The following is a 15,832-nucleotide window of genomic DNA, read 5'->3' on the forward strand; positions in this document are numbered from 1 at the left end:
GCCTTCTGCATATGCCTTGATAGCTACGCATTTTATAGCAGCATCAATGATGGCCGTTGGTACCAAGCCACTGCTTGCGCGTGGTGCGCAGCCGAAAGCGCTGGCGGTAGGCCCCCGGGGTGGTGCCGCTCACGCGGTGGAAGATCTTGCGAAAACTGCCCGTGTCGCTGTAACCGCACTGCTGCGCCACGGCGTCCACGGTGAGGTAGGTGGTCTGCAGCAGCGCCTGGGCCTGGGCGATGCGCAGCCGGTGCAGGTAGTCCTGCGGGCTCTCGCCGTACACCTGAGCAAACCAGCGCAGCAGTGTGCGCGGGCTGGTGGCGGCGGCGCGGGCCGTGGCCTGCAGGCTGTAGGGCTCGTTGCGGTGGTCCTGCAGCCAGCGGCGGGCCTGCTCCAGGCTGCCCGCGCCCATGGGGGCGCCGGTGGGGGTCTCCATGGTGGCGGTGGCAGTGAGCTGGCGCGGCGCATCGAACAGCAGCACATGCGATGCAGCCTGCGCCAGTTCGGCGGCGGGCGTCTGGGCCAGCAGGTCCAGCACCACTGGCAGGGTGTCCTGCGGGGCGGCCGACGTCCAGAGGGGGCCGTCGCACAGCCAGGGTTTGTCGCGCTGCCAGGCCACCTCGGCCACGGGTGCGCTGCCCTGCGCAGGGCCTGGGGCGCTGGCGCTGGACTGCAGCACGATGGACGGCGCAAACGTCCAGGGCAGCGCCACCTGGCGCCCGGCCAGCAAGCCGCAGTCGGCCAGCAGGCTGGAGCCGTTGAACAGCGCCGCCACCACACCGCCGCTGACCACATGGGCGCGCAACAGGTCGCCAAAGTGCTGGTGGTGGCGGTGGCTCACCTCGCGCAACTGGGGCCCGGTGGGCACCAGCCAGCCGGGGATGACGATGGCGTGCAGGCGGCCTTGCAGCGCCCCGCTGTCGGGCACGGGCGGCGGGGTGGCGCCGCCCTCGCCCGGCGCCAGCAGCCAGTGCCAGCGCATGGGGGCCTGGGCGCCACCGACCCGCATGGCGGCCAGCATGTTCATGGCACACAGGGCATCGACCACCGCAGCGGCCGTGCTGGCAATGCTGCCCGGCCCCCAGACGATGCCCACGTTCACCCCCCAGGGCGACGGGGTGGCGGGGGCTTCGGGTTGGTCTCTAGGCATGGTGGCGATATTGCCATGGTTCGTGGCCAAATTGCCATCGTGTACAGATGTTACCCGGCAGTAGCATGGCGTCGCCAAACACAGCACCCTGCCCGGCCAAGCCCCCGGCAGGTACCGCACAACACCTGGAGACACCACACCATGCGACAGCCAAACGGCCTGCCCACGGGCATGACCACCGCCCTTTCCACCCGGCCCGCCCTTTCCATCCTGGCCGCCGCCAGCGCCGCCCTCTTCCTGGCGGGCTGCGCGGGCACAGCGCCGGGCACCCACAGCGCCAGCAGCACCAATCGCAGCGTGACCATCGAGCGCACCACCTTCGGCATCCCGCACATCACCGCGCAGGACCCGGAAACCCTGGCCTACGGCGTGGCCTATGCCTATGCGCAGGACAACGTCTGCATGACGGCCGACCAGCTCGTGACCGCGCGGGGCCAGCGCAGTGCCCACTTTGGCGCCAAGACCATCGGCCTGCTGGGCCGCCGCTACATCCCCAACGAACAGATCGACCTGTTCATGGCCGCCCACATGGACGACGCCCTGCTCGCGCGCAGTTGGGCCCGCACCAGCGCCCAGGTGCAGAGCATGGCGCGCGGCTACGTGGCGGGCTACAACCGCTACCTGGCCGACAACGCCGCCACCCTGCCCGAGGCCTGCCGGGGCAAGCCCTGGCTGCAGCCCATGACACTGGCTGAATACCACCGCATGGCCGAGGTGGTGGCCGTGCAGGCGGGCATTGCCGCGCTGGCCGACGGCATGCTGGGCGCCCAGCCGCCCACCGCGAAGGCCGCCCAGGCCCCCGCCTCCGAGGTGAACCTGGCCGATGCCGCCCAGGCCATGCGCGACCTGGGCCTGCTCGACTCGCCCCTGGGCTCCAACGCCTGGGCCTTTGGCAAGGACGTGACGGCCAACCGCAGCGGCATGCTGCTGGGCAACCCACATTTCCCCTGGAGCGGCCCCAACCGCTTCTACGAGATGCACCTCACCATCCCCGGCCAGATGGACGTGATGGGCGTGGGCATCGGCACCTACCCCATGGTCTCCATCGGCTTCAACAAGGACGTGGCCTGGTCGCACACCGTGTCTACCGGCAAGCGCTTCACGCTGTACGAACTGGCCCTGGTGCCGGGCGACGCCACCAGCTACCTGGTGGACGGCAAGCCCGAGAAGATGACGGCCCGCAAGGTCAGCGCCCAGATCCCCGGCGCCGATGGCAAGCTGCAGACGCGCGAGCACACCGTGTGGTCCACCCGCTGGGGCCCGCTGGTGGTGGTGCCCCGCGCGGGCCTGGGCTGGACCGACAAAACCGCCTACGCCCTGCGCGATGCCAACACCGGCAACACCCGCATGATGGACGCGGCCCTGGCCTTTGCGCGCGCCACCTCGGTGGGCGAGATGCACAAGGCCCATGCCGCACTGGGCCTGCCCTGGGTCAACACCCTGGCGGCCGACCGCCACGGCCGCGTGCTGTACACCGACACCAGCGTGGTGCCCGATGTGGATGCCGCCCAGCTGGAACGCTGCGCCCCCAGCAAACCCGCTGCCGCGCTGCGCGGCGCAGCGGGCCTGGTGGTGCTGAACGGCGCACGCGCCGACTGCGCCTGGCGCGAGGACAGCACCTCGCCCGTGCCCGGCCTCATCCCCATCGGCCGCATGCCCGTGGCACTGCGCAGCGACTGGGTGCACAACAGCAACGACAGCTTCGTCTACACCCACCCGGCGCAGAAGTTTGAAGGCATCTCGCCCCTGGTGGGCGACGCCAGCCTGACCCGCCCCCGCACCCGCGCCGGTCTGGCTGAAATCCCCGAGATGCTGGGCCGGGGCAAGGTCACCTTGCAGGCCATGCAGGACCAGCTGTTCCAGAACCGCAACTTCATGGCCCAGGTGGTGGTGCCCGACCTGCTGGCCGCCTGCGACAAAGCCCCCACGGCCGAATCCCGCGACGGCTGCGCGGCCCTGAAAGGCTGGGACCGCCGCAACAACGTCGATGCCCGCGGTGCCCATGTGTTCCGCGAGTTCTGGCGCACCGCGCGCAACATCCCCGGCGTGCACCGCGTGCCCTTCGACCCTGCGCAACCCGTGGCCACCCCGGCGGGCCTGAAGATGGACGACGCCACCACCGCCGCCAAGGTGTGGGAGGCCCTGGACGGCGCCGTCAAGGCCATCCGCACCAGCGGCTACACGCTCGACGCCACCCTGGGCAGCGTGCAACGCCCCGCCATCACCGAAGAAGCGATTGCGCTGCACGGCGGCGAGGAGTTTGAAGGCGTGCTCAACAACCTGGGTCGCCAGGAGCCCGCGCCCATCAACAAGGCGGGCCTGCGCATCGACTACGGCACGAGCTACGTGCAGACCGTGACCTTCGACGCCAAGGGCCCAGTGGCCCAGGCCATCCTGACCTACGGCCAGTCCACCAACCCCACATCGCCCCACGCCAACGACCAGATGCGCGAGTTCTCGGCCAAGCGCTGGCACACCCTGCCCTTCCACCGCGACGACGTGGTGAAGGCCCGCGTGGGCGAGCCGCTGCGGCTGGTGCGGCCCTGAGCGGCTCCATGGCCTGGAAATCTGAAGGTTTCTAGGCCGTTACCGCGCGTCCATCATGCCTTGATAGCTATCAAATAATGAGCAGATAATCCACCCGCGGCCCCGCTGCGGGTGGGACCAGGGTCAACGCAGCCCCAGCCGCGTGAGCTTTTTGACCAGGCCCACGCGCGAGATGCCCAAGCGGCGGGCGGCTTCGGACTGGTTGCCGCCTGCGGCGGCCAGGGTGTCGCGGACCATGCGGGTTTCCAGCTCGGTCAGTGCGGCATCGAGCGGGCCGGTGCCTGCGGGGGCTGGGGCGGTGTCTGCACCGGGCGCCGGAGCCTCGGCCGCCATGTCGCCGCTGGCCAGTTGCAGCAGGGGCGCGTCCACCTCGTGCTGCGGGGGCATCAGCAGTGCACCGGCGGATTCGACCACCGCTTTCAGCTCGCGCACATTGCCGGGCCAGTCGCGCGCCATCAGCCAGGCCAGGGCGTCGGCCGACAGCCGGGCGCTGTGCGCCACGCGGTGCAGAAAGCGCGTGGACAGCAGTGGGATGTCGGCGGGGCGTTCTGCCAGCGACGGGGTGCGCAGCACCACGCCCTTGAGGCGATAGAACAAGTCTTCGCGGAAAGTGCCCTCGCGCACCATGGCCTCCAGGTCGCGGTGCGTGGCGGCCACCACGCGCACTTCGGCGCGCTTTTGCGCGCGGCCACCCACGGGCACAAAGGTGCCCTCCTGCAAGAACCGCAGCAGCTTGACCTGCATGGGCGGCGGCATTTCGCCCACCTCGTCCAGAAACAGCGTGCCACCGTGTGCGGCCTCGACCAGGCCCGCCTGGTCGCGGTAGGCGCCGGTGAAGCTGCCCTTCATGTGGCCGAACAGCTCGCTCTCCAGCAGCTCGGCCGACAGCGCGCCGCAGTGGATGGCCACAAAGGGCGCGGTGCGGCGGGCGCTGTGGGCATGCAGGGCACGCGCCACCAGCTCTTTGCCCGTGCCCGTGGGGCCCAGCACCAGCACGCTGACCTGGGTGGGCGCCACGCGGCGCACCAGCGCCCGCAGTTGCACCGTGGCCGCCGCCTGGCCCACCAGGCCCATGTCGTCCAGGCCCTGGGCATCCAGCGCCTGCCCGGCCCGCAGTGCGGCCAGCTCGCCATCCAGGCGGGCCTTGTGCAGCCCGCGCGCCACCACAAAACGCAGCATGTCGGGGTCGATGGGTTTGGTGAGGAAGTCCCAGGCGCCCAGCTCGGTGGCGCGCAGGGCCAGCGCATGGTCGCCATGGCCGGTCAGCACCACCACGGGCACGGGGGCAAAGCGCGGAATCAGCTCCAGGCCGATCTCGGGGTCCATGTGCGGGGGCATGGCCAGGTCCAGCAAGACCAGCTCGGGGCGGCGCTGGGAAAAAGCTGCCAGGGCTTGCGTGCCATCGCCCGCCAGCGTGACCTCGTGGCCCAGGCTGCGCAAGAAGGCACCACCCAGGCGCTGGAAAGCGGCTTCGTCGTCCACCAGCAGCACATGGCCGTGGCCTGGCGCGCTGGTGAGGCCTGGGTCGCCGCCTGCCTCGGCATTCTGCGCAGCAAGGGGGGCGGATGAGTCGTTGAAAGAGGGGTTCATGGGGCGGGCGAGCGGGGAAAGCTCAGCGTGAAACAGGTGCTCCAGGGCGCACGCTCGGTCAGCGCCACCGTGCCGCCGTGTGCCGCCATGGTGCGGGCCACGATGGCCAGGCCCAGCCCGGTGCCGCCGGGGCTGCGCGAGGCAAAGGGCTCAAACAGCCGGTCGCGGATTTCGGCGGGCACGCCGGGGCCTGCGTCGCACACATGCAGCAGCACGGTGGTGCCGGTGGTTTCGGCGTCGATGTGCACATGGCTGTGGGTGTGGGCCGCTGCCGAGGCGTTGGCATCGCTGCCGGGTGCAGTGGCCATGCGGGCGTTTTCAAACAGGTTGGTCAGCGCCTGGTCCACACGGCGCGGGTCGGCCTGCAGCCACAGCGGTTGCTCCAGCCCCGGCCCGAAGCTCACATCGGGCAGGCGCATGGCGGCGTTGCGCACCTGGGCCGCCAGATCGATGGTGCTCGGTGCCAGCTTCCAGGGCTTGGCAAAGTCCAGCAGGTCGTGCGTGAGGTGCGCGATGCGGGCCACCTGTTCGGCCACTTCGCGCCGGGTGTCGCCCGGCGCGGCGGCCACCGCCATGGAGATGATGTTCAGCGGGTTGCGAATGTCGTGCGCCACCGTGGCCGCCAGGGCCCCCAACTCGGCCAGGCGGGCCTGCAACTGGCGCTCGCGCTCGCGGGCGGCAAACTGCTGGGCCTGCTCCACGCGCTCTGCTGCCTCGGCCACCACGGTGCCAAACAGCTCGGCCACATGGCGCGGTCCGGGGGGCGCGGCGTCCCAGCCCTGCAACGACACGGCCCAGCCCTCGCCCGCGCGGCCACACACCAGCTGCGGCGTGCTGCTGGCGGCGGCGGGGGCCTCGCCAATGTGCACTTCCACCTGCGTGCCGATGCGTGCGCTGAGCAAGGCAGCTGCGTGTTCGGCCAGGGACTGGGGCGTTTCGGCCGACCCCAGCGTGCGGCGCCAGGCGGCCAGGTCGGCGGCAGACACGTCGGCACCCGGGTACACCAGCCGCTCGGCCACCCGCCGCACGGGGCCGTTGAGAGCCAGCACACTGGCTGCCACGGCCAGGCCGCCCAGCCAGCGCGACTCCAGCGGCAGCAAGGGCGTGAGCGCCACCACCACCAACCCCAGCGCCAGCAGCAGCGCCCACACCAGCGCGCGGCGCGCCCAGGCATTGGCCACAAACACACCGTAGCGCAGGATGCCGTACACCAGGATCAGCGAATAGAACGGCAGGCCCAGCAGCGGAAACGGGTAGATCGGCAGATCGAGCACCGCAATGCCATAACCCGCCAGGCACAGCAGGCCCCACAGGCACGACGCGGTGACGGCCGCAATCTGCCGGAGCTTCTGCCCATCGCCCAGGCGGCGTGCGCGCAGCAAGGCGTGCAGCAGCACCCACACCCCGCCAATGCCCAGGATGACCCAGGCCATGCTGGCCACCATGCCCACCGGGTCGGCCACTGCAAGCCAGCCAATGTCGCGGTGGTGAATCAAATGCCCGGGCACCAGGATGATGGAAACCACGGTGGCACCGCCCCCCAGCGCGTAGGCCGCCGCCACCCCCCAGCGCCCCAGGTCCACACGGCAGAAAACGGTGCAGAAGTGAAAGAACAGCGCCGAAGTGAAAGGCGCCGTGGCCAGCAGGCGCATGGCCACGGGCTCAGCCTCGGGGCCGATCCAGTTGGGCAGCTCGTTGCCCACCATCCACAGCGAAATGCCGGTCAAAAACGTGGCCAGCAGGCGCGCGCCCGCCACGCGGTCGGCCCAGGCCAGCAACAGGGCGGCCAACACCAGGGTTTCGAGCACCGAAAACCCGAGGACGGCGTGGATCAGCATGCAAGAACCGATGGGGTGGGAGCGCTGCGCATGGCGGGGACCTGTTCCTGGAGTTAACGATTGCGGCTGCGCGCACTGTAAACCAAGTATGCAGGTCGGCCCGCGAATTTCAATGAAATCAAGCACTTGCAGTGCGTTCAGTGCCTGGCCCGGGTTTCGCAATAGGGAGTGCAACCACCACTCTTGCCCAGCCCGCCATGTCTGCCCTTTTCAGTCCCGCACCCCGCACTTGTGATGCCGCCCCTGCCCACCCTGCCCAGGCGCTGGACCTGCGCGCCATGGTGGGCGCCGCAGCCTGGGCGCGCTTGCCCGCCGCCGTGCAACGCCGCTTTGGCACCGCACACGCCGATGTGGCCTATGAAGGCCAGATGGAACTGCGCTGCTCGCGGGTCGGCCATGTCTATGCCGCGCTGACCCGGGTCTGGGGTGGCCCGCTCACCCACATCAACACCACCGCCCTGCCCGCCACGGTGCGCGTGAGCGACAACGGGTGCGGTGGCGTGGTGTGGGAGCGCTGCTTTCACACCGGCGCCGACAGCGGCGCGGGCCGCACCGTGCGATCCACCAAGGAGCTGGGGCCCGATGGGCGCCTGCTGGAGCGCACCGATGGAGGCCTGGCCATGTCGCTGGACGTGCTGGAAGAAGACGGCGCGCTGGTGTTTCGCAGCCGCCGCTTCTGGTGGGTGCGGGGGAACCTGCGCATCCCCGTGCCGGCCCTGCTGACACCGGGGACCTGCCGCGTGGCACACACCGACCTGGGCGGCGGGCAGTTCCGCTTCACGCTGAGCATGGTGCACCCCTGGTGGGGGGAGACCTTCCACCAGTCCGGGGTGTTCACCGACCCCTGCACTGAAGACTCCAGCCCTGACTATTCTCTCAACGCGCTTTGAAGCGCACACAACAACAAGGACACCCGACCATGAGTGCCATGACCCCTCTTTTTATGCTGCTCTCCGTGCAGGCCGCCATGGGCGCGTTTGACAACTGGTGGCACCACGAGCTGCAGGCCCGCCTGCCCCATCGCCCATCGGCCCGGTATGAGCTGGCGTTGCATGCGGCACGCGAGGCGATCTATGGCGTCGTCTTTTTCGGGCTGGCCTGGTTTGCGTGGCATGGCGCCTGGGCGGCCCTGCTTGCCGCCCTGCTGCTGACCGAGCTGGGCATCACCCTGGCGGACTTTCTGGAAGAGGACCGCACCCGGCGCCTGCCCCCGCTGGAGCGGGTGCTGCACACGCTGCTGACCATCAGCTACGGTCTGTTCTTGGGGCTGATGGCGCCCGTGCTGTGGGGCTGGCTGCAGCAGCCCACCGCCCTGGTGGTCGCGCCCCATGGCTGGGTGTCGTGGTTGTTTACCGCGTTTGCGCTGGGGGTGTGGGCCTGGAGCGTGCGCAACCTGCGGGCTGTATTGCGCCTGCGCCGCGCAGCGGCACCTGCAGCCCAGCCCCAAGCTGTGCCGGGCAACAGCCAGCACCACACCGCCCCTGCCACGCTGGTCACCGGAGCCACGGGGTTTGTGGGCAGCGCCCTGGTGGCGCAGCTGGTGCAGGACGGCCAGCGTGTGATCGTGCTGACGCGCGATGTGCTGCAGGCCCGCGCGAGCCTGGGCCCGGGCGTGTGGGCCGTGGACACGCTGGACGCAATCCCGCCAGAAACCCGCATCGACGCCGTGGTCCAGCTCGCCGGGGCGCGGGTGCTGGGCATGCCCTGGACGGCCGCGCGCAGGCGTGTGCTACTGGCCAGCCGGGTGGACACCACCATGGCCGTGGTCGCGCTGATGCGGCGCCTGCACCACCGCCCTCGTGTGCTGGTCAGCGCATCGGCCGTGGGCTTTTATGGCGCGTCGCCCAACGCCTCGATGGAGCCGCTAGATGAAGCCGCGCCACCACGCCCGGGCGAGTTCCAGTCCGACCTGTGCGCAGCCTTCGAGCACGAGGCCCGGCGCGCCGAAGCACTGGGCGTGCGTGTGGTGCGCCTGCGCCTGGGGGTGGTGCTGGGCAACGGCGGCGGCGCCTATCCGATGCAGGCCCTGAGCGCCCGCCTGGGCCTGGGCGCCGTGCTGGGCCACGGCCGCCAGGCCGCGCCGTGGATCCACCTGGCGGATGCTGTGGGGCTGATCCGGTTTGTGCTGGACCGCAACGATGTGCAGGGGCCCATCAACGCGGTGGCGCCCGATGGCGTGTCGCAGCGCAGCTTTGTGCAGGCCCTGGCCGCGTCGTTTGGGCAGCGCGTGTGGCTGGCCATGCCAGCCGCCCCACTGCGCTGGGCGCTGGGCGAGATGGCCACCCTGCTGCTGGACGGGCAGAACGTAGTGCCCCAGGCGGCAGTGGCCCTGGGTTACCAGTTTGTGCACCCTGATCTGCCGGGTGCCTTGCGGGATCTCGCGGCTGGTGGCGAAGGCGGCAGGGCACCGTGATGCGGCGGCCGGGCTACTGGGCCCGGCCCCACCCCAGCGCCACATGCTGCAGCAGCATGATGGTCTTGCCGTCCTGGATTGTGCCGTTGGCAATGCCCGCCAGGGCGTCGGCCAGCGGCATCTCGATCACCTCGATGTCTTCACCCTCCCCCTCCAGGCCGCCGCCAGTACGGATGCGGTCGCCGGGCTCGTACTCGGCCACAAAGAAGTGCAGCTTCTCGGTCACCGAGCCCGGGCTCATGTAGGCCTCGAACACCTTGCGCGGCTGGCGCACGCGGTAGCCGGTTTCTTCCTCGGCCTCGCGGCGGATACAGGTTTCGGGGTCGTCGCCGTCGAGCAGGCCCGCGCAGGTCTCGATCAGCAGGCCGTCGGTACAACCGTTGAGAAAGGCGGGCAGCCGGAACTGGCGCGTAAGCACCACCGTGCTGCGGCGTGGGTCGAACAACAGCAACGCAGCGCCGTTGCCCCGGTCATAGGCCTCGCGGCTCATCGTCTGCCATTCGCCATCGCGCCTGCGCAGTGAGCAGGTGACCTTGCGCAGCACATACCAGTTGTCGGACAGCACCTGCACCTCCAGCAGTTTTACATGCTCGGTGCGGGCGTTCAGCTCGGCGACGGGGATTTCGGGCACGGGGCGGCTCATGCATGGCTCCCTTCGGGCTGGCTTGGGTGGCAACGTACGCCTGGCGCCAACGCTGACGCGGTGCGGTTTGGTGGTTTGTGCATGGTTTTGACAAGGTTGATTTACACAATATCATGCACAAACATGCAATTTCGTGCAATCACCTTGTCCAACCACTCATGCTGACCACCCAACGCAAACAGCTCCTGCTCGCTCGACTTCAGCAGGACGGCCAGATCGTGGCCAAGGCCTTCAGCGAGGAGCTGGGCATCTCGGAAGACACCGTGCGGCGCGACCTGCGCGAGCTGGCCGCCGAGGGCCGCTTGCAGCGTGTGCATGGCGGCGCCCTGCCCGCCTCGGCCGCTGTGAGCAGTCTGCAAGTGCGTGAGCAGCTGGCCCCCGAAGACAAGCGCGCCCTGGGCCGCGCCGGGGCCGCGCTCGTGTTGCCCGGCCAGGTGGTGATCCTGGACGGAGGCACCACTTCGCTGCAGGTGGTGCAGCACCTGCCGCTGGACTTGCGCGCCACCGTGGTCACGCACAGCCCCACCGTGGCCGTGGCGCTGGCTGGGCATACGCAGGTGGAGGTGCTGGTGCTGGGCGGCCGGTTGTTCCGCCATTCCATGGTGAATGTGGGTGCCAGCGTGGTCGAGGCCGCCGCCCAGTTGCGGGCCGACCTGTACCTGATGGGTGTGACCGGCGTGCATGCCGAGGCCGGCCTGACCACGGGAGACTTTGAGGAAGCCGCCGTCAAGCGCGCCCTGCACCAGCGGGCGGCAGAGACGGTGGTGCTGGCCTCGCTCGACAAACTGGGCACGGCATCGCCGTTCAGCGTTGCCCCCTTGCGCGAACTAGCCGCACTGGTGGTGCCCGCCGCCACGCCACAGGCGCTGCGCAAAAAGCTGCAGGCCGGTGGCGCCAAGGTGGAGATCGCTGCAGGCAATCAGGCAATCAGGCAGTAGCGGCGCCAGTGCCCTGGCGCAGGTGCGCGACCAAGGCTGCGGCAAAGCCCGTCAGCACTGCGCCCTTGCGCACGCAGATCTGCAGATCGCGCTGCGCCCACGGTTCGTCCAGCTCCACCAGCACCGGCGGCTCGCTCAGGCCCGCCACCTGCAAGGCCGCGCCCCGGGGCACCAGGCCAATGCCAACGCCCGCGCCCACCATGCGGCACACGGCTTCAAAACTCCGCACCTGAATGCGCACGTCCAGATGCCGCCCCAGCGCGGCGGCGGCATTGGTCGTGAAGGTATGGATGGCCGAACCCGCGTGCAGCATCACAAAGGCCTGGTCCAACACCTCGGCAAACCCCACACGGCCGCGCCCTGCCAGCGCATGGCCTGCGGGCACGATGAGCACCAAGCGGTCTTGCCGATAGGGCGCCAGCTCTACCCCGGCGCCCGTGCCGCTGTCCGCCAGCACCCCCACCTCGATCTCGCCGTTGGCCACGGCCACCACAATTTCGGCGCTGGTGCGCTCTTCCAGGCTCACGCTCACCTGGGGGTGTCGTTTGAGAAAGCCCGCCAGGTCATCGGGCAAAAAGGTGTGGGTGGCATGCGTGTTGGCCCACAGGCTCACATGGCCGCGAATGCCGGTGGCAAAGGGCGAGAGGTTGGCATGCATCTGCTCGATGCTCGCCAGCACCTGGCGGGCGTTGCGCAGCAGGGCCTCGCCCGCACGGGTCAGCGCCACGCCCCGCGTCTGGCGCTCGAACAGCGAGGTGTTCAGCGCCTCCTCCAGCCGCCGCAGCCGGTGGCTGGCCGACGACGGCGCCAGGTAGGCGCGCGCGGCACCGCGCGTGAGGTTGCGCTCTTCGGCAATGGCAACAAACAGGCGCAGGTCGGTGAGGTCGTAGTGCAAGGCGGGCTTTCAGAACGTGTTCACGATCTCGCAGGGGATCGTGAACACGTTCTTAACGTTCGTCGAATACGAACGCATGGTTGCGAGATCAGCAATTGTGCCCTGCAGCATATGAGAGCAGGATGCCAGCCGTCTCATAAAAAGCACGCAAATCGTTCGGCCAAACCGCACAAAACGCGCAAACCCATTCCATGCCCTGGAAAAACTGGTCCTCCGAACGCCTTGGTCTTGCCCTTGCCATCCTGGCAGCGCTGGGCTTCTCCTTCAAAGCCATCTTTGTGAAGCTGGCCTATGCCGTGCCCCAGGCCGTGCCGGTGGATTCCGTCACCCTGCTGTGCCTGCGCATGGCGTTTTCGGTGCCGGTGTTTGCCTGGGTGGGCTGGCGGGCCAGCCGCAACCTGGCTCCGCTGACGGGCCGCGACTGGCTGGCCATCGTGGCGCTGGGCCTGCTGGGCTACTACGGCGCGAGCATCCTCGACTTCATCGGCCTGCAGTACATCACCGCCAGCCTGGAGCGGTTGATCCTCTTCACCTACCCCACGCTCACCATCGTGATCGGCGTACTGTTCATGGGCAAGCGGGCCTCCCGCCGGGAGCTGGGGGCGCTGTTGTTGTCCTACGCAGGCATTGGCCTGGCCTTTGCGCACGACCTGCATGTGGCGGGCGATTCGCACGCCGTGTTGGTGGGCGCAGGGTTTGTGTTTGGCTCGGCCGTATCGTATGCGTTCTACCAGGCGGGCAGCGAGCCCGCCATCCGGCGCATGGGCGCGGCGCGCTTCACGGCACTGGCGATGCTGGTTTCCACAGGCGCCACTCTGCTGCATTTTGTGGTGTCGCAACCTGTGGGCGCGCTGGTGCAGCCCGCGCCGGTCTACCTGCATGCGCTGGGCATGGCCGTGTTCTCCACCGTGTTGCCCGTGTTCATGACGTCGGCCGCCATCCGCCGCATTGGCGCCTCCAAAACCGCGCTCATCGGCACGCTAGGCCCCATCCTGACGATCTTTTTTGGCGTCTGGCTGCTGGATGAACCGTTGACCTGGTGGCAGATGGGGGGTGCGGCGCTGGTGCTCGCGGGGGTGATGCTGATCGGGCGCCGCAGCGCACCTACTCCCTTGCCGAAGGCTGCCAAGCCTGCAATGTAGGCCCGCCGTCGGCCAGACTGGCTAGGGCAGGTTTTCCCGAAAGATGACCTGGCTGCGGGTGGCCTCCACACCGCTCGTGGCGTCCCGCCCGTCCCGCAGGTTGGCAAAGATACGCACGCAGTTCATCACCGCGCCGAGCGGGTTCTGCGTGATGACCGCATCCATGGTGCCGTCGATCAGCAGAGCGCGGGTGTCGGGCGTGAGGCCGTGGCCGATGAAGACCACCTTGTGCTCCAGCCCGGCTTCCTTGAGGGCGCGGCCGATGCCTTCTGCGCCGCCACCGATGTTGTAGATGCCGGCCAGGTCGGGGTGCTGCTCCAGCAGACTGCGCGCCTGCTGGTAGTTGCGCTCGGCGTCGTCCTGGCCCTCGCGCACACCCACCACTTGCACCAAAGGGAATTGTTCTTCGAACAAGTGCAGAAAGCCTGCCTCGCGCTCCTCGTGCGCGCGGTAGCGCAGCGAGCCCACGATCATCGCCACGCGGGCGTTGCGGCTGAGCGCCAGCGGGCCCATGAAGCGGGCAATGAGGTAGCCCGCGGTGCGGCCCGCCGCACGGTTGTCCAGGCCCACATAGGCCGCCCGGCGCGAGCTCGACAGGTCCGAGATCAGCGTGACGGTGGGCACACCCTGCTCGGCCAGTTGGGCCACGGCCTCACGCACCACGGGGTGCTCCAGCGCCATGAAGGCAATGCCGTCGCATCGCTTGCCGTGGTGCAGCAGCGCTTTGGCCAAAGCATCTGGGTTGAAGCTCTCGATGTAGGCTGCCTGGCAGCGCACGTTGAACGGTGCCCAATGCTCCTGCGCGTAGCCGATCACATCGCCCAGCATCTGCAAAAAGCGGTTGCTGCCCTCGGGGATCAGCACCATCAAACGCAGGGGCTGCGGCTGTGCCTGCAGCGTGGCTTGCGCCTCTGCCTGCGGCAAATACCCCAGGCTGATGGCCGCCTGCATCACGCGCTGCACGGTGGCACTGCGTACGCCCGCGCGCTGGTTGAGCACCCGGTCCACCGTGGCGGTGGAGACACCAGACAACTGGGCGATATCAGGGATGCGGGGGTGTTTGGACATAAAAATCAATCAAAATCCATCATTGCATTTGCTGGTATTTGATGGATTCTGCGGATAGTATCACTGCAGCTTCGGTGCCGAAAGGCATCAAATTCGATCAGTACAAACCCTAGATTGCGGCGGCACAGACCGACTGCACAGGAGACAAGCCCATGCCTGATATCCCTTCTTCGTTCCGCCGACGCGCGCCCTGCACCGCCCGCCTGGGCTAGATCGCTGCTGCGGCTCCATGCAATACGAATTCGACTTTGCCAGCGTGCTGGCCAACTGGCCCCAGTTTCTGGAAGGGGCCTGGATGACCATCCTGCTGTCCTTCCCGGCCACGGTGATTGGTTTTGTGGGCGGCACGCTATTGGCAATTGGCCGGCGCGGCAACACGCCTTGGGTGGCCAAGACCTGCGGTGCCTATGTGGAAGTGCTGCGCAACACGCCGCTGCTGGTGCAGGTGTTTCTGGTGTTCTTCGGCCTGGCCAGCCTGGGCTGGAAGGTGCCTGCATTTGCAGCGGCGTTGCTGACGCTGGTGATCAACGTGGCGGCCTACACCTGCGAAATCATGCGCGCCGGCATGGACTCCATCCACAAGGGCCAGATCGAGGCCGCCGAATGCCTGGGCCTGACGCGGCGGCAGGTGTACTGGCATGTGGTGCTGCGCCCGGCCATGGAGAAGGTCTACCCCGCGCTCACCAGCCAGTTCGTGCTGCTGATGCTGGCCTCGTCCATCACCTCGCAGATCTCGGTGGAGGAGCTGACGGCCATCGCGGCCCGCGTGCAGTCTGAAACCTTCCGCCCCTTCGAGGCCTACATCCTGGTCGCCGTGGCCTACCTGGTGCTGTCGCTGCTGATGCGCGCCGGGCTGTGGCTGTTCGGTCAGATCGTGTTCACGCGCCAACGCAAACTGAGGAGCGCCAAATGATCGACGGTGGACTGAATGCACACCACCTGCAGTACCTGCTGTTCGGCGCGCTGTGGACCATCGGCCTGTCGCTGATCGCCTTTGTGGGCGGCGGCCTGGCCGGGGGCGTGATTGCGCTGTGCCGCGTCAGCCCCATCAAGGCGGTGCGCTGGACCACGATTGCGTGGATCCAGATCATCCAGGGCACGCCGCTGCTGGTGGTGCTGTTCCTGTGCTACTTCGGCCTTTCCATCATGGGGCTGGAGCTGCCCGCCATCGTGGCCGCCAGCATCGCGATGATTGTTTACGTCAGTGCCTACCTGGGCGAAATCTGGCGCGGTTGCATCGAATCGGTGCCGCGCACGCAGTGGGAGGCGGCCGAATGCCTGGCCCTGTCGCGCACCCAGCGCATGCGGCTGGTGGTGCTGCCCCAGGCGGTGCGCATTGCCACCCCGCCCACGGTGGGCTTCATGGTGCAGATCGTCAAGAACACGTCGCTCGCGTCCATCGTGGGGTTCATCGAGCTGGTGCGTGCCGGGCAGCTCATCAACAACTCCATCTTCCAGCCGTTCACCGTGTACCTGCTGATTGCCATCGTGTACTTCGCAATGTGCTATCCGCTGTCGGTCTGGAGCCGCAAGCTGGAGCAGCGCCAGCAGTTTGGAAACCGTGGCACGGCCACCCCTTCTGTGACCACCGCATGAAACGAGAAGACA

At 68.5% G+C, this 15,832-nt stretch carries 13 protein-coding genes; 7 read left to right on the forward strand and 6 right to left on the reverse strand.

The window, feature by feature from the left end; genetic code table 11:
* Positions 1-43: 43 nt before the first annotated feature.
* Positions 44-1,150, reverse strand: coding sequence for a GlxA family transcriptional regulator (locus tag AvAM_RS02190; protein ID WP_137745525.1), 1,107 nt, complete (start codon positions 1,148-1,150; stop codon positions 44-46).
* A 141-nt stretch (positions 1,151-1,291) separates the two neighbouring features.
* On the opposite strand from AvAM_RS02190, the gene AvAM_RS02195 reads away from it, so the two are divergent.
* Positions 1,292-3,697 (forward strand): penicillin acylase family protein, encoded by a 2,406-nt coding sequence (locus tag AvAM_RS02195; RefSeq protein WP_249367882.1) that lies wholly within the window; start codon positions 1,292-1,294, stop codon positions 3,695-3,697.
* A gap of 123 nt (positions 3,698-3,820) precedes the next feature.
* Here AvAM_RS02195 and AvAM_RS02200 read toward each other — a convergent pair whose 3' ends face one another.
* Both AvAM_RS02200 and AvAM_RS02205 read right to left on the reverse strand, forming a co-directional pair.
* Complete coding sequence (locus AvAM_RS02200; protein WP_137745526.1) at positions 3,821-5,287, reverse strand: sigma-54 dependent transcriptional regulator; 1,467 nt, start codon at positions 5,285-5,287, stop codon at positions 3,821-3,823.
* On the reverse strand, positions 5,284-7,125 hold the full coding sequence (locus AvAM_RS02205) for a sensor histidine kinase (RefSeq protein WP_137745527.1): 1,842 nt from the start codon (positions 7,123-7,125) through the stop codon (positions 5,284-5,286). The genes AvAM_RS02200 and AvAM_RS02205 overlap by 4 nt, the downstream gene beginning before the upstream one ends.
* A 197-nt stretch (positions 7,126-7,322) precedes the next feature.
* On the opposite strand from AvAM_RS02205, the gene AvAM_RS02210 reads away from it, so the two are divergent.
* Positions 7,323-8,015 carry a DUF4166 domain-containing protein gene (locus AvAM_RS02210; RefSeq protein WP_137745528.1) on the forward strand — a complete coding sequence of 231 codons (693 nt, stop codon included), beginning with the start codon at positions 7,323-7,325 and terminating at the stop codon, positions 8,013-8,015.
* A gap of 29 nt (positions 8,016-8,044) precedes the next feature.
* A complete protein-coding gene (locus AvAM_RS02215) occupies positions 8,045-9,538 on the forward strand; it encodes a TIGR01777 family oxidoreductase (protein ID WP_137745529.1) in 1,494 nt (497 codons plus the stop codon).
* A 13-nt stretch (positions 9,539-9,551) separates the two neighbouring features.
* Here AvAM_RS02215 and AvAM_RS02220 read toward each other — a convergent pair whose 3' ends face one another.
* A complete protein-coding gene (locus tag AvAM_RS02220; protein ID WP_137745530.1) occupies positions 9,552-10,181 on the reverse strand; it encodes an NUDIX domain-containing protein in 630 nt (209 codons plus the stop codon).
* 158 nt (positions 10,182-10,339) lie between these two features.
* Here AvAM_RS02220 and AvAM_RS02225 point away from each other — a divergent pair, with 158 nt between their 5' ends.
* Positions 10,340-11,119: a DeoR/GlpR family DNA-binding transcription regulator gene (locus tag AvAM_RS02225; RefSeq protein ID WP_137745531.1), complete on the forward strand. Its 780-nt coding sequence runs from the start codon at positions 10,340-10,342 to the stop codon at positions 11,117-11,119.
* On the opposite strand, the gene AvAM_RS02230 is transcribed toward AvAM_RS02225, so the two are convergent.
* Positions 11,109-12,014, reverse strand: coding sequence for a LysR substrate-binding domain-containing protein (locus AvAM_RS02230; protein ID WP_137745532.1), 906 nt, complete (start codon positions 12,012-12,014; stop codon positions 11,109-11,111). The genes AvAM_RS02225 and AvAM_RS02230 overlap by 11 nt on opposite strands.
* A 191-nt stretch (positions 12,015-12,205) precedes the next feature.
* On the opposite strand from AvAM_RS02230, the gene AvAM_RS02235 reads away from it, so the two are divergent.
* Positions 12,206-13,156, forward strand: coding sequence for a DMT family transporter (locus tag AvAM_RS02235; RefSeq protein WP_137745533.1), 951 nt, complete (start codon positions 12,206-12,208; stop codon positions 13,154-13,156).
* A 21-nt stretch (positions 13,157-13,177) separates the two neighbouring features.
* Here the strand turns inward: AvAM_RS02235 and AvAM_RS02240 are convergent, their stop codons facing one another.
* The gene (locus tag AvAM_RS02240) at positions 13,178-14,224 is read right to left on the reverse strand and encodes a LacI family DNA-binding transcriptional regulator (RefSeq protein WP_137745534.1); all 1,047 of its coding nucleotides are present in this window, start codon (positions 14,222-14,224) and stop codon (positions 13,178-13,180) included.
* Positions 14,225-14,453: 229 nt separating this feature from the next.
* On the opposite strand from AvAM_RS02240, the gene AvAM_RS02245 reads away from it, so the two are divergent.
* Positions 14,454-15,137 (forward strand): amino acid ABC transporter permease, encoded by a 684-nt coding sequence (locus AvAM_RS02245; RefSeq protein WP_137745535.1) that lies wholly within the window; start codon positions 14,454-14,456, stop codon positions 15,135-15,137.
* Complete coding sequence (locus AvAM_RS02250; RefSeq protein WP_137745536.1) at positions 15,134-15,820, forward strand: amino acid ABC transporter permease; 687 nt, start codon at positions 15,134-15,136, stop codon at positions 15,818-15,820. The genes AvAM_RS02245 and AvAM_RS02250 overlap by 4 nt, the downstream gene beginning before the upstream one ends.
* The last annotated feature ends 12 nt before the right edge of the window (positions 15,821-15,832 follow it).

Origin of the sequence: Acidovorax sp. NB1, assembly GCF_005405905.1 — a bacterium.
Taxonomy (GTDB): domain Bacteria; phylum Pseudomonadota; class Gammaproteobacteria; order Burkholderiales; family Burkholderiaceae_C; genus Acidovorax.

What these genes read in the sequence shown, in the direction of transcription:
- AvAM_RS02190 (WP_137745525.1), bottom strand. Translation starts at nt 1,150, where the DNA reads ATGCCTAGAGACCAACCCGAAGCCCCCGCCACCCCGTCGCCCTGGGGG.
- AvAM_RS02195 (WP_249367882.1), top strand. Translation starts at nt 1,292, where the DNA reads ATGCGACAGCCAAACGGCCTGCCCACGGGCATGACCACCGCCCTTTCC.
- AvAM_RS02200 (WP_137745526.1), bottom strand. Translation starts at nt 5,287, where the DNA reads ATGAACCCCTCTTTCAACGACTCATCCGCCCCCCTTGCTGCGCAGAAT.
- AvAM_RS02205 (WP_137745527.1), bottom strand. Translation starts at nt 7,125, where the DNA reads ATGCTGATCCACGCCGTCCTCGGGTTTTCGGTGCTCGAAACCCTGGTG.
- AvAM_RS02210 (WP_137745528.1), top strand. Translation starts at nt 7,323, where the DNA reads ATGTCTGCCCTTTTCAGTCCCGCACCCCGCACTTGTGATGCCGCCCCT.
- AvAM_RS02215 (WP_137745529.1), top strand. Translation starts at nt 8,045, where the DNA reads ATGAGTGCCATGACCCCTCTTTTTATGCTGCTCTCCGTGCAGGCCGCC.
- AvAM_RS02220 (WP_137745530.1), bottom strand. Translation starts at nt 10,181, where the DNA reads ATGAGCCGCCCCGTGCCCGAAATCCCCGTCGCCGAGCTGAACGCCCGC.
- AvAM_RS02225 (WP_137745531.1), top strand. Translation starts at nt 10,340, where the DNA reads ATGCTGACCACCCAACGCAAACAGCTCCTGCTCGCTCGACTTCAGCAG.
- AvAM_RS02235 (WP_137745533.1), top strand. Translation starts at nt 12,206, where the DNA reads ATGCCCTGGAAAAACTGGTCCTCCGAACGCCTTGGTCTTGCCCTTGCC.
- AvAM_RS02240 (WP_137745534.1), bottom strand. Translation starts at nt 14,224, where the DNA reads ATGTCCAAACACCCCCGCATCCCTGATATCGCCCAGTTGTCTGGTGTC.
- AvAM_RS02245 (WP_137745535.1), top strand. Translation starts at nt 14,454, where the DNA reads ATGCAATACGAATTCGACTTTGCCAGCGTGCTGGCCAACTGGCCCCAG.
- AvAM_RS02250 (WP_137745536.1), top strand. Translation starts at nt 15,134, where the DNA reads ATGATCGACGGTGGACTGAATGCACACCACCTGCAGTACCTGCTGTTC.